General features: G+C 44.9%; 12 protein-coding genes and 6 tRNA genes. 17 read left to right on the top strand and 1 reads right to left on the bottom strand.

Annotated elements, in window-relative coordinates:
* Positions 1 to 8: 8 nt before the first annotated feature.
* The 7 genes from nagC to B0X70_RS06600 all read left to right on the top strand — a co-directional run bounded on the left by nagC (position 9) and on the right by B0X70_RS06600 (position 1,995).
* A complete protein-coding gene (nagC, locus tag B0X70_RS06630; RefSeq protein ID WP_036813349.1) occupies positions 9 to 1,232 on the top strand; it encodes a DNA-binding transcriptional regulator NagC in 1,224 nt (407 codons plus the stop codon).
* Between the two features lie 151 nt (positions 1,233 to 1,383).
* A tRNA-Met gene (locus tag B0X70_RS06625) sits at positions 1,384 to 1,460 on the top strand.
* A gap of 5 nt (positions 1,461 to 1,465) precedes the next feature.
* Positions 1,466 to 1,550: transfer RNA gene (locus B0X70_RS06620), tRNA-Leu, on the top strand.
* A 28-nt stretch (positions 1,551 to 1,578) separates the two neighbouring features.
* Positions 1,579 to 1,653 (top strand) — tRNA-Gln (locus B0X70_RS06615).
* Between the two features lie 53 nt (positions 1,654 to 1,706).
* A tRNA-Gln gene (locus B0X70_RS06610) sits at positions 1,707 to 1,781 on the top strand.
* A 56-nt stretch (positions 1,782 to 1,837) separates the two neighbouring features.
* Positions 1,838 to 1,914: transfer RNA gene (locus B0X70_RS06605), tRNA-Met, on the top strand.
* A 6-nt stretch (positions 1,915 to 1,920) separates the two neighbouring features.
* Positions 1,921 to 1,995: transfer RNA gene (locus B0X70_RS06600), tRNA-Gln, on the top strand.
* 167 nt (positions 1,996 to 2,162) lie between these two features.
* On the opposite strand, the gene ubiF is transcribed toward B0X70_RS06600, so the two are convergent.
* Positions 2,163 to 3,344, bottom strand: coding sequence for a 3-demethoxyubiquinol 3-hydroxylase (gene ubiF / locus B0X70_RS06595; RefSeq protein WP_217471689.1), 1,182 nt, complete (start codon positions 3,342 to 3,344; stop codon positions 2,163 to 2,165).
* 198 nt (positions 3,345 to 3,542) lie between these two features.
* Between ubiF and miaB the strand changes: the two genes are divergently transcribed.
* The 10 genes from miaB (at position 3,543) to B0X70_RS06545 (ending at position 13,185) form a co-directional block, all read left to right on the top strand.
* Positions 3,543 to 4,973: a tRNA (N6-isopentenyl adenosine(37)-C2)-methylthiotransferase MiaB gene (gene miaB, locus B0X70_RS06590; RefSeq protein WP_036813394.1), complete on the top strand. Its 1,431-nt coding sequence runs from the start codon at positions 3,543 to 3,545 to the stop codon at positions 4,971 to 4,973.
* Positions 4,974 to 5,060: 87 nt separating this feature from the next.
* Entirely contained in the window at positions 5,061 to 6,038 is a 978-nt protein-coding gene (locus B0X70_RS06585; protein ID WP_181147861.1) for a PhoH family protein, read from the top strand.
* On the top strand, positions 6,035 to 6,502 hold the full coding sequence (ybeY, locus tag B0X70_RS06580; RefSeq protein ID WP_217471163.1) for an rRNA maturation RNase YbeY: 468 nt from the start codon (positions 6,035 to 6,037) through the stop codon (positions 6,500 to 6,502). Before B0X70_RS06585 ends, ybeY begins: the two co-directional genes overlap by 4 nt.
* Before the next feature lie 72 nt (positions 6,503 to 6,574).
* Positions 6,575 to 7,456, top strand: coding sequence for a CNNM family magnesium/cobalt transport protein CorC (corC, locus tag B0X70_RS06575; protein ID WP_036776710.1), 882 nt, complete (start codon positions 6,575 to 6,577; stop codon positions 7,454 to 7,456).
* Between the two features lie 7 nt (positions 7,457 to 7,463).
* Positions 7,464 to 8,993: an apolipoprotein N-acyltransferase gene (gene lnt, locus B0X70_RS06570; RefSeq protein WP_217471162.1), complete on the top strand. Its 1,530-nt coding sequence runs from the start codon at positions 7,464 to 7,466 to the stop codon at positions 8,991 to 8,993.
* A 122-nt stretch (positions 8,994 to 9,115) separates the two neighbouring features.
* Positions 9,116 to 9,550 carry a carboxymuconolactone decarboxylase family protein gene (locus tag B0X70_RS06565; protein ID WP_040151540.1) on the top strand — a complete coding sequence of 145 codons (435 nt, stop codon included), beginning with the start codon at positions 9,116 to 9,118 and terminating at the stop codon, positions 9,548 to 9,550.
* 468 nt (positions 9,551 to 10,018) lie between these two features.
* Positions 10,019 to 10,912, top strand: a complete 894-nt coding sequence (locus B0X70_RS06560) for an amino acid ABC transporter substrate-binding protein (protein ID WP_036813341.1) — start codon at positions 10,019 to 10,021, stop codon at positions 10,910 to 10,912.
* A 132-nt stretch (positions 10,913 to 11,044) separates the two neighbouring features.
* Positions 11,045 to 11,785: an amino acid ABC transporter permease gene (locus B0X70_RS06555; protein ID WP_036813338.1), complete on the top strand. Its 741-nt coding sequence runs from the start codon at positions 11,045 to 11,047 to the stop codon at positions 11,783 to 11,785.
* Positions 11,786 to 12,460 (top strand): glutamate/aspartate ABC transporter permease GltK, encoded by a 675-nt coding sequence (gene gltK, locus B0X70_RS06550; RefSeq protein ID WP_036776721.1) that lies wholly within the window; start codon positions 11,786 to 11,788, stop codon positions 12,458 to 12,460.
* Complete coding sequence (locus B0X70_RS06545) at positions 12,460 to 13,185, top strand: amino acid ABC transporter ATP-binding protein (protein WP_036813335.1); 726 nt, start codon at positions 12,460 to 12,462, stop codon at positions 13,183 to 13,185. The genes gltK and B0X70_RS06545 overlap by 1 nt, the downstream gene beginning before the upstream one ends.
* The last annotated feature ends 100 nt before the right edge of the window (positions 13,186 to 13,285 follow it).

The following is a 13,285-nucleotide window of genomic DNA, read 5'->3' as shown; positions in this document are numbered from 1 at the left end:
AATAGCTGATGAGTTATAACAACACACAAAAACAAATTGGTAATATTGACCTTGTAAAGCAACTTAACGGAGCCGTGGTATATCGGCTGATTGATCAACAAGGGCCAATCTCTCGCATTCAAATTGCTGAACAAAGTCAACTTGCGCCGGCCAGTGTGACTAAAATTACTCGTCAGCTACTCGAGCGGGGCTTGATTAAAGAAGTCGATCAACAAGCCTCTACCGGAGGCCGCCGCGCCATTTCCATCGTTACTGAAAATCGTCACTTCCATACTATCGGTGTCCGCCTTGGCCGCCATGATGCTACTCTCGCTCTTTATGACATGAGCGGCAGGGCCTTGGTTGAAGAACATTATCCACTGCCTGAAGCGACTCAGCAAAAAGTTGAAAACCAGCTCATCAACGCAATAGAAAACTTTATTCAACAAAATCAACGCAGAATACGCGAACTCATCGCCATTTCAGTTATCCTGCCCGGATTAGTTGACCCCGATACCGGCATCGTCCGTTATATGCCTCATATTAAAGTGACTCACTGGACTCTGGTCGATAATTTGAAAAAGCATTTCAACATTACCTGTTTTGTTGGTCATGATATTCGCAGTTTGGCATTGGCTGAACACTATTTCGGCGCTACCCGTGATTGTGAAGATTCAATATTGGTACGTATCCATCGAGGTACCGGCGCCGGGGTGATTATCAATAACCAGATACTTCTCAATAATAGAGGAAACTTAGGTGAAATTGGCCATATTCAAATTGATCCACTCGGTGAACGTTGTCACTGCGGCAATTTTGGCTGCCTGGAAACTATCGCCGCTAACTCAGCGATAGAAGCGCGAGTTCAGCATCAATTAAAGCAAGGTTTTCCAAGCCAGCTAACATTGAATAATTGCAATATCAGAGCTATCTGCCAAGCCGCTAATCAAAATGATCCATTAGCCTCTGAAGTGATAAAAAGCGTCGGCCATCACCTCGGCAAAGCCATCTCTATCGCGATTAATTTATTTAACCCACAGAAGGTTGTGCTGGCGGGAGAAATTACTGAAGCTCAAGAAGTGCTCTTACCCGCTATTCAAAGTTGTATCAACTCTCAGGTTTTGAAAGAATTCCGTCAAGATCTGCCAATCGTGGTTTCTGAATTAGTCCACTGTTCTGCTATTGGCGCCTTCGCTCTGACTAAACGTGCTATGCTTAATGGTGTCCTGTTACAACACTTGCTTGAAGGGTAATGTTATTTTTTGTTGCTTTTGACAGCAAAATGCTTATATGCCAATCAAACAAGCGACTTTAAGCAGATTTCGAGAAAAAAGCAGTTGACGCATTTATCTGATATACGCATAATGCGCCCCGCAACGCCGATGAAGGTAATGCAAAAAAGATGGCTACGTAGCTCAGCTGGTTAGAGCACAGCACTCATAATGCTGGGGTCACAGGTTCGATTCCCGTCGTAGCCACCATCTTTGCGGGAGTGGCGAAATTGGTAGACGCACCAGATTTAGGTTCTGGCGCCGCAAGGTGTGCGAGTTCAAGTCTCGCCTCCCGCACCATTCATTCATCGAGTTGTCGTTATTCAGATGGGGTATCGCCAAGCGGTAAGGCACCAGGTTTTGATCCTGGCATTCCCAGGTTCGAATCCTGGTACCCCAGCCATAATCCTGATAACACAATTCTGACAACATGTTGTGCATGTGAATACTTTCAGTTGGGGTATCGCCAAGCGGTAAGGCACCAGGTTTTGATCCTGGCATCCCCAGGTTCGAATCCTGGTACCCCAGCCATTAACTGAATGTACCTCACTAACTATTTTGCAGTAAATTTCTCGCATCAAAAATAAGGCTACGTAGCTCAGCTGGTTAGAGCACAGCACTCATAATGCTGGGGTCACAGGTTCGATTCCCGTCGTAGCCACCATTTTATTGGGGTATCGCCAAGCGGTAAGGCACCGGATTCTGATTCCGGCATTCCCAGGTTCGAATCCTGGTACCCCAGCCATATTCAGGAAGCCCGCTTACAAAAGCGGGTTTTCGCTTTCCAAGTCCCTTCTGTTTTTCTCCGCTCGTAAGTGCATATATTTACTGCATATATAGAAGAAAAGTAAATTGTCCACGCCATAAACAAATTTACGACGTGCTTGTGATCTTCACTACCAATCTATACGGTTACAATCCTAACGCATACTTAAGCACCGTTTTTTTCATTACACCAGCCCGTTGAGCTGCCATCAGCGCCAGATTACGAACAACTTTCAGCCCTGGCTGCTCATTACTGAACACGGTGTAAAATAGATCCATTCCAGCTTGCATCATCAGGTTATCCGGCATTCTACAACGCTGATAACGCATCAACACTTCCAATGAATCCCACTGCTCTGTTAATTCTTTCGCCTTCACCAAAACATCAAGCAGAGTATTCACATCCCGATAACCAAGATTTACTCCCTGCCCGGCCAGCGGATTAATGGTATGAGCCGCATCACCCAACAATACTAATCCTTCACGTACATAACTGTTAGCATGATGACGAGCCAAAGGAAATGAACCGGCGGCAACGGGAGTCACTTTACCTAACCGCACAGGAAATGCCTGAAAAATTTCCTGCTCAAGTTGAGCCATCGACATTGCCTGTAATTGTCGTATGCGTGCCGGTTTGTCGTACCACACCAGCGAAGCCCATTGATCAAACAGTGGAAGAAACGCTCTCGGGCCAGAAGGAAAAAACTGCTGCCAGGTAATATCCTGTTGTGGCTGTTCTGTTTTTACCGTGATCAACATACAAGACTGTCTGTACTGCCAGCCACGGCTGCCAATTCCCGCCATTTGCCGAATCTGAGAACGAGCACCATCAGCCCCGACAATCAAGCGAGCCGTCATTTCTGTTCCGTCAGCCAGAGTCACTAACCACCCCACTTTCTGCCACTGCATTGATTGCAATACTGCCGGGCATAGCAAAGTCAAATTGGGATATTTTTCAAACTGTTGCCACAAAGCCAGTTGCAAGATATGGTTTTCAACCATATAGCCCAACTCAGGCAACCCTAGGCTTTGTGCATCAAACACCAAATTAGAATCATTCTGTTCCCAGGTCTCTAATGTACGATACGGCGCACTACGCATCTGCAATACCGTATCCCATGCGCCAAGTTGTTTGAACAAATCGACAGAAGCACAACTGATTGCTGATACACGTACATCAGGATGACTCTGTGCATCATAAGATTGTGGTGGTTGATGATCCAATAAAGCAACTGTCCAACCCTCCTGTGCCAGCCCCAATGCTGTTGCAGCGCCGATCATGCCAGCACCAACCACCACTACATCAAAAATCTGTTGTGAATTATTCATCTCAGTCATGCTATTAACCCATTGATTAGTACAGTGTACCGAATTTTTAATTCTCCGGTAGAGAATATCCTGTTTAACAGTCTGGTCACTGCTCCTGCAAATGACTACAATACCCGACAACTTTATGCCTAATACACAATTGCTTTTGCCGTGTAATAACCCGTTTCAGCGCGGTAGAAAGCTCGGATGCACAAGAAAATGTCGACGATAAAAAAACTGTATATTAAAACTTGGGGCTGTCAGATGAATGAATATGATTCATCTAAAATGGCCGACCTGCTGGAAAGTACTCACGGTTATCAGTTAACCGATGTCGCCGAAGAAGCAGACATTTTGCTATTAAATACCTGTTCAATCCGCGAAAAAGCACAGGAAAAGGTTTTCCATCAATTAGGCCGCTGGAAAAACCTAAAAGATACTAATCCAGATATCATCATTGGAGTCGGTGGCTGTGTCGCCTCTCAGGAAGGGGATTTCATCCGTCAACGCGCTCAATGTGTAGATATTATTTTCGGGCCGCAAACATTGCACCGTTTACCTGAGATGATCAACCAGGTGAAAGGCACCCGCAGCCCGGTTGTTGATATCAGCTTCCCGGAAATCGAGAAATTTGACCGTCTGCCTGAACCGCGTGCTGAAGGTCCGTCTGCTTTTGTTTCTATTATGGAAGGCTGCAACAAATACTGTACTTTCTGTGTCGTCCCTTATACCCGCGGAGAAGAAGTTAGCCGCCCATGTGATGATGTTCTGTTTGAAATCGCGCAACTTGCCGCGCAAGGCGTACGTGAAGTCAACCTTCTCGGTCAGAACGTGAACGCTTATCGTGGCGCCACTTATGATGGTGATATCTGCTCTTTCGCTGAGTTAATTCGTTTGGTAGCGGCTATAGATGGTATTGACCGTATTCGCTTTACGACTAGCCACCCAATTGAGTTTACAGACGATATTATCGCAGTTTACGAAGACACGCCGGAATTGGTTAGTTTCCTGCATCTACCGGTGCAAAGTGGCTCGGACCGTATTCTAACGTTGATGAAACGCGCCCACACAGCCCTCGAGTATAAAAGCATTATCCGCAAACTGCGTAAAGCACGTCCTGATATCTTGATAAGCTCTGACTTCATTATCGGATTCCCAGGTGAAACCCAAGATGACTTCGAGAAAACCATGAAACTGATCGCTGATGTCAATTTCGATATGAGCTACAGCTTCATCTATTCTGCTCGTCCGGGAACGCCAGCAGCCGATCTGCCTGATGATGTCAGTGAAGAAGAGAAGAAACAGCGTCTTTACCTGTTACAACAACGTATCAACCAACAAGCAATGAGCTACAGCCGTGCTATGTTGGGCAGTGTACAACGTATTCTGGTTGAAGGAACTTCCCGTAAGAATGTGATGGAACTTTCTGGCCGTACCGAAAACAATCGGGTTGTCAACTTTGAAGGCCAGCCTGATATGATTGGCAAATTCGTTGATGTTGAAATTGTTGACGTCTACGCCAACTCACTACGCGGTAAAGTTATCCGTACCGAAGATCAAATGGATCTTCGTACACACGAATCACCTGAGTCCGTTATAGCCCGTACCCGTAAAGAAGATGAAATCGGGGTCGGCACTTATCAGCCCTAAATATAGAGATAATCAGTGATTCAACAAATTCATTCACAAATAGCAACTCAGGAAATTTTCCTCGAACCAGCCGATAATCAGCGCCTAATGAGTCTGTGTGGTCCGTTTGATGACAATTTGAAGCAGCTTGAACGCCGGTTAGGTATTGAAATCAGCCGTCGCGATAACCGCTTTAAACTGATGGGTAAACCGCTGTGCGTTAGCGCAGCCACTAATATCCTACGCCATTTATATGCGGAAACTTCCCCTGTCCGTGGGGTGATCCCTGACATCAAACCAGAACAGATCCATCTGGCAATTACCGAGAGCCGGGTTCTGGAGCAAACCGCCGAGAGCATACCCGAATACGGTAAAGCTGTTAATATTCGCACCAAACGCGGCATGGTGAAACCACGCACGCCCAATCAGGCACAATATATTGCTAATATTCTTAGCCATGATATTACGTTTGGGATTGGTCCTGCCGGTACGGGAAAAACTTACCTAGCCGTTGCCGCTGCGGTTGACGCACTGGAACGGCAGGAAATCCGCCGTATCCTGCTAACCCGTCCGGCAGTAGAAGCGGGCGAAAAATTGGGTTTTCTACCTGGCGACCTGAGCCAAAAAGTTGATCCGTACCTGCGCCCACTCTACGACGCTTTGTTTGAAATGCTAGGTTTTGAAAAAGTTGAGAAGCTGATCGAGCGTAACGTTATTGAAGTTGCTCCATTAGCTTATATGCGTGGACGAACCCTAAACGACGCTTTTATTATTCTGGATGAGAGCCAGAACACGACCATCGAGCAGATGAAGATGTTTCTGACCCGTATCGGCTTCAACTCAAAAGCGGTTGTTACCGGTGACGTTACGCAGATCGACCTGCCTCGTGGGCAGAAATCCGGCCTACGCCATGCCATTGAAGTTCTATCAGGCGTCGGCGAGCTGAGTTTCAACTTTTTCCACAGTGATGATGTTGTCCGTCACCCGGTTGTTGCCAAAGTTGTCATTGCCTATGAAGAGTGGGAAGCAACCGAGCAAAAACGCAAACAGACACTCAGTGAACAACGCAAGCAGGAAGCACAATGAGTTCAGTCATACTTGATTTACAAATTGCCTGTGAGCATTTACAAGGTCTTCCTGAAGAAACCCTGTTCCAGCGCTGGCTGGATGGGGTTTTGCCTCAATTTCAACCTGAAAGTGAAGTCACTATCCGCATTGTTGATGAGGCAGAAAGCCACGATTTAAATCTGACTTACCGTGGTAAAGATAAGCCAACAAATGTGCTATCTTTCCCATTTGAAGTACCACCAGAGGTTGATTTACCCCTGCTTGGCGATCTCATTATCTGTCGTCAGGTTGTTGAAAAAGAAGCGGAGGAGCAACAAAAAACAGTAGAAGAACATTGGGCGCATATGGTTGTGCACGGCTGCCTACATTTGCTGGGTTATGACCATATAGAAGATGATGAAGCAGAAGAAATGGAATCTTTGGAAACAGAAATTATGCAAGCGTTAGGTTATGCTGACCCCTACCTTGCAGAAAAAAAGTAACCATTCGTACCATTTTTATGCTAAAAAATACCGACAATAACTTATTTAATGGGAAATTTTCATTAAAACGCCATGAGCGACGACCATCCTTCAAGTAACGATAACCCTGGCCCTAAGAAAGGGTTTTTCACTCTTCTTCTTAACCAGCTTTTTCACGGTGAGCCAAAAAGCCGTGATGAACTGGTGGAACTGATCCGTGACTCTGAACAAAACGATCTGATTGATCCTGATACCCGCGATATGCTCGAAGGGGTAATGGATATTTCCGATCAGCGTGTCCGGGATATCATGATCCCCCGTTCTCAAATCGTTACATTAAAACGTAATCAAACCCTGGACGAATGTCTGGATGTAATTATCGATTCGGCTCATTCTCGCTTCCCTGTGATCAGTGAAGACAAAGATCACATTGAAGGAATTTTAATGGCAAAAGACCTATTGCCATTTATGCGTACCGATGCGCCGCCATTCAGCATAGATAAGGTTCTGCGTCAGGCTGTCGTTGTACCTGAAAGTAAACGGGTTGACCGCATGCTGAAAGAGTTCCGTTCTCAACGTTATCATATGGCAATCGTCATTGATGAGTTTGGTGGTGTATCGGGCCTGGTCACTATCGAAGATATTCTTGAACTGATCGTCGGTGAAATTGAAGACGAATACGATGAAGAAGAAGATGTCGATATTCGTGCCTTGAGCCGTCATACCTATACGGTACGAGCGCTAACTCAGATTGAAGACTTTAATGAAGCCTTTAGCACCCAATTCAGTGATGAAGAAGTGGATACTATTGGCGGTCTGGTTATGCAAGCATTCGGTCATTTGCCAGCCAGAGGAGAATCTGTTGATATCAACGGTTATCTCTTTAAAGTCGCTATGGCCGATAGCCGAAGAATTATTCAAGTTTACGTTACGATACCGGACGATGCGCCAATACCTAACCTTGAAGAAGAATAAAATCTGAATGAACAAAGCTTCATTATTAAATTGCCAGCGGCTGCGCGCCCTGCTGGCACTGTTTTTCGGAGCCAGTGGAACACTGGCTTTTTCGCCTTTTGACTTCTGGCCTGCCGCTATTATCTCCCTATTTGGACTACAACTTCTGACTTTGAACAGAACACCCCGACAAGCGGCATTTATTGCTTTTTGTTGGGGATTCGGCCTGTTTGGCAGTGGTACAAACTGGGTGTATGTCAGCATTGCCAATTTCGGCGGCATGCCGACCGCAGTCAATATTCTGCTGGTCATATTACTTGCCGCCTATCTCTCGCTCTATCCTGCTTTATTCGCTGGCTTACTCAACCGCTTCTTCGCAAAAACGAACGGGGTAAGGCTGGCTGTGGCAGCACCTGCATTATGGCAACTTACCGAATTCCTGCGCGGCTGGATTCTAACCGGTTTTCCCTGGCTACAATTCGGCTACAGCCAATTAGATGGTCCAATGAAAGCCATTGCACCAATTTTGGGTGTTGAGGCCATCACTTTCTTGTTAATGGCTCTCAGCGGGTTATTCGTTCTGGCCATCGTACATCGGAAAATAGTCGCTGGTGTTATCGCTGTCGCCATTTTGCTATTACCGTGGTCAATACGCCATTATCAGTGGTACAACCTACTACCTGAAAAAGCAGTTGATGTCGCGCTGGTTCAGGGAAATATTCCACAATCCCTGAAATGGGCACCCAATATGCTCAACGAAACTATGGACATCTACATGGACAATAGCCTGCCATATATCGGCAAAATACCGATAATCATCTGGCCGGAGTCTGCTATTCCTTCATTGGAAAGTTATCAACGCCACTTTCTAACAAAATTAGATGAGCTGTTACGCAATCAACACACCAGCCTTATTACCGGTATTGTCGATGAAAGAGCCGTTGGCGACAGCGATAAGATCTATAACAGCGTGATTGTCCTCGGCGATAAAATACCTTATCAATATCCGGCAGCTATTCGCTACGATAAATATCATCTGGTACCATTCGGCGAATTTGTTCCTCTGGAGTCTCTACTCCGCCCTCTGGCGCCATTCTTCAACTTACCCATGTCTTCATTCAGCCGTGGCAACTACATTCAACCACAGCTTTCTGTTGCAGGATATAATTTAACCACCGCTATTTGTTATGAAATTATACTGGGCGAACAGGTTCGTGCGAATTTCAAACCGGATACCGAATTCTTACTCACTGTTTCCAATGATGCTTGGTTTGGTGGTTCAATTGGCCCTTGGCAACATTTCCAAATGGCACGCATGCGTTCCCTCGAATTAGGACGCCCATTACTACGTAGTACCAATAACGGCATTACAGCCGTTATCAGCCCGGACGGAGAAGTACAGGCAGCACTCCCACAATTTACCCGTAATGTTCTGGCAGCTAAAGTGACGCCCGCAACCGGAATAACACCCTATGCTCGCTGGGGTAACTGGCCGGTATGGATAATTACCGTATTGTTTGCCCTGTTTGCCTTAACATATAACCGCCGTAAATCTTAATCCATATAGCCAAAAGGGAGCGAAATTGCTCCCTTGCACTATTCCTTTGCACTATGCAGGAACCGATTAACTTTTAATCCATTTTCCATCCAATTGATAGAAAAACAAAGGAGTAACAAGTTATGCAAGCAAAACGTCTGCAACCATCAGAAATTTCACCAGAGCTTTATAATGCGGTCGTAAAAGTCGATGAATTAACTTACCAATCCACTCTCGGTAAGGCGCTCATCGAACTCATCAAAGTCAGAGTTTCCCAAATCAATGGCTGTGCCTTTTGTCTTAATATGCATTCCAAAGCTGCCCGCAAGGCAGGAAATAGCGAACAAAAACTCTATCTCCTGAGTGCCTGGAAAGAGGCAACTATTTTTACATCACGGGAACGTGCGGCATTAGGCTGGACAGAGGCTTTATCTCGGGTTGCCGAAACTGGGGCAGAAGATGAACATTACACCCCGCTATTAGCAGAATTTGATGAAAAAGAGATTGTCGATTTAACGTTGTTAATCGGCCTTATCAACCTGTGGAATCGTCTGGCAATTGGTATGAAATATACCTAACCCAATTCTACCACTGACCTATCTTAAGAAATTCAGCATAGTTAATTACTAGCGATAATTAACTATGCTAACCCTCAACAACTGATATCACTCTATGTTATGCAAATAACCTACTTAAACAACTTATTGGTGCTAATTTTACCCCTCTTTACTATTTTGGCACGCTAATTGCTGCTATATCTATGAATAGAAAGGGAAATAGCTGTTTCAATAACCAAAAATGGGAAAATGCACTAAAAAAATGATAATCACGCACCTTTATTGTGCAAGATAAACAACATTGTTCATTTATAGTGCGAGACAGCTCCCGAAATAGAAACAATTCATTTTCATTGACTAACCCTTTTGTACTATTTTTTAACACTATATATACATATGACAGCAAATGATCCTCGATTAAAAACAAATCACAGAGAGACTTTTGCAAACACAACATCGCAAACGATAGCCACATTAAAGGAGTTGTATATGCGTATGCGTAACCTAGTATTAACCATGATGTTACTTGGCATGGCGGGGGCTGTTCAGGCCGAAGAATTAACGGGAACACTGAAAAAAATCAAAGATGATGGCGTGATCATTGTGGGACATCGTGAGTCTTCCGTACCTTTTGCTTACTACGATAATCAGCAAAAAGTCGTCGGCTACTCTCAGGATTATTCTAATCTGATTGTTGAAGCGGTGAAAAAGAAACTGGACATGCCAAATCTGCAAGTAAAATTGATACCCATAACTTCTCAAAATCGCATCCCATTGCTACAAAATGGCACTTACGATTTCGAATGCGGTTCCACTTCCAATAACCTTGAACGCCAAAAACAAGTCACTTTCTCAAACTCTATCTTTATTGTTAGTACACGTTTGCTGACTAAAAAAGGTTCCGGTATAAAAGATTTCCCTGATTTAGCAGGCAAAAATGTCGTTGTTTCAGCAGGTACGACTTCTGAAATATTGCTGAATAAACTCAACGATGAAAAAAACATGAAAATGCGCATCATCAGTGCAAAAGATCATGGTGACTCATTCCGTACTCTGGAATCCGGCCGTGCAATCGCCTTTATGGTGGACGATGCTCTGCTAGCAGGCGAACGCGCTAAAGCGAAAAAACCTGATCAATGGGAAATTGTTGGCACGCCTCAGTCTAGAGAAGCCTATGGTTGTATATCGCGCAAAGATGATCTTCAATTTAAGAAGCTGATCGATGAGACGATTGTTCAGGCGCAAACCTCAGGAGAGGCAGAGAAATCATTTGAGCGCTGGTTCAAACACCCGATTCCACCCAAGAATCTGAACCTGAACTTCTCTTTGTCTGATGAAATGAAAGCACTATTTAAATCGCCAAATGATAAGGCGCTTGACTAGAAATATAATTAAAAAATGACTATTTGATTGGCATCACAGGGTGCGAGGTGGCCGTTCCCTACCTCGCTTTTTTTTCTCAGCCAATCAGTCGCTTTCAGGGGATCAAACTACCCCCTCGCAGGGAGTATTATTATGTCAATCGATTGGAACTGGGGCATCTTTTTGCAAGCTGCCCCCTTTGGCAATACGACTTATCTAGGCTGGTTGATAGCTGGATTTCAGGTGACGATCGCCTTGTCTATCTGCGCCTGGATTATCGCTTTCATTGTCGGCTCGCTGTTCGGCATCTTGCGCACTGTTCCCAATAAAATATTATCTGGGATAGGGACCTGTTATGTTGAGCTTTTTCGTAACGTACCGCTGATAGTTCAATTTTTTATCTGGTATCTGGTTGTACCTGAACTACTGCCAGAAAAAATTAGTCTGTGGTTTAAAACTGAATTGGACCCTAATATTCAATTTTTTCTCTCATCCACTGTCTGTTTAGGTCTTTTCACTGCGGCACGTGTGTGTGAGCAGGTTCGTGCCGCCATACAATCACTACCACGCGGGCAAAAATCGGCAGGGCTGGCAATGGGGCTAACCTTGCCACAAACCTATCGCTATGTCCTATTACCCAACGCCTATCGAGTGATCATTCCACCCATGACATCAGAAATGATGAATCTGGTAAAAAACTCCGCCATCGCCTCCACTATTGGTCTGGTAGATATGGCAGCACAGGCAGGTAAGTTACTTGATTACTCAGCACATGCTTATGAAACATTTACCGCCATTACGTTGGCCTATGTCGGAATCAATCTGGTGATTATGCTCGCCATGCACTTGCTTGAGAAAAAGGTACGTTTACCGGGTAATATTGGAGGTCAATAAATGTACGAGTTTGACTGGAGTTCGATTATCCCCAGTATCCCGTTTCTGCTACAAGGCTTAGTCATTACAGCAAAAATAACGATTATTGCTGTTGTTGTCGGTATTCTCTGGGGAACCGTGCTGGCCGTTATGCGGCTCTCTTCGATAAAAGTACTGAGCTGGTTTGCCACTTTATATGTCAATCTGTTCCGCTCTGTACCACTAGTTATGGTACTGTTATGGTTCTACCTAATTGTACCTAGCCTAGTACAGAATGTTCTGGGGATTTCTCCGAAAACAGATATTCGTTTAATTTCAGCTATGGTTGCATTCGCCTTTTTCGAAGCAGCTTACTATTCAGAAATTATCCGGGCAGGAATTCAGAGTATCTCCCGCGGGCAATCTTCGGCGGCACTGGCATTAGGTATGACGCCAATGCAAAGTATGAGGCTGGTTATCCTGCCTCAAGCATTCCGTGCGATGACTCCGCTGTTATTGACACAGGGGATCGTACTGTTTCAAGACACCTCATTGGTGTATGTGCTCAGTCTCGCGGACTTTTTCCGTACTGCGGCAAATATCGGTGAGCGTGATGGCACTCAGGTCGAAATGATCCTATTTGCTGGTTTGGTTTATTTTATTATTAGTATTGCCGCATCTATGCTGGTTAACTATTTGAAGAAAAGGACTGTTTGATGATCTCCCTGAAAAATGTATCCAAGTGGTATGGCCAATTTCAGGTTCTCTCCGACTGCTCAACTGAAGTTAAAAAAGGTGAAGTCGTTGTGGTCTGTGGCCCATCCGGCTCAGGCAAATCCACCCTGATAAAAACGGTTAATGGTCTGGAATCCATCCAACAGGGTGAAATTCTGGTTAATGACATTAAAGTCAATGACAAAAACACCAATCTGGCACAACTACGTTCTAAAGTCGGCATGGTGTTCCAGCATTTTGAGCTGTTCCCCCATCTCTCCATCATTGAGAATTTAACTCTGGCACAGATTAAAGTGCTCAATCGTGATAAAAAAACGGCAGAAGAAAAAGGATTGAAATTACTTGAACGCGTCGGGCTTGCCAGTCAGGCGAATAAATTCCCATCGCAACTTTCCGGTGGTCAGCAGCAACGTGTAGCAATCGCCCGTGCCCTTTGTATGGACCCGATTGCCATGCTATTTGACGAACCCACCTCCGCACTCGACCCTGAAATGATCAATGAAGTGCTTGATGTCATGGTTAAACTGGCAGACGAAGGGATGACCATGATGGTTGTTACTCACGAAATGGGCTTCGCCCGTAAAGTAGCCAGCCGAGTTATCTTTATGGATGAAGGCAAAATTGTTGAAGATAGCAAGAAAGAAGATTTCTTTGCGAATCCAAAATCAGATCGCGCCAAAGAATTTCTCGCTAAAATTCTTCACTAACCTCATTTCATTTCCGGTGGTGACACCCGTCGCCATCGGATTTTCCCTCAGAACCACTGTTTCTTATATATCAAATCAGATATGCTATGCCGATCTCATA

It is taken from the genome of Photorhabdus akhurstii (assembly GCF_019090985.1).
Classification (GTDB): Bacteria; Pseudomonadota; Gammaproteobacteria; order Enterobacterales; family Enterobacteriaceae; genus Photorhabdus; species Photorhabdus akhurstii.
The sequence above is the reverse complement of the archived record's forward strand: the minus strand, read 5'-3'. Positions and strand labels throughout refer to the sequence as shown.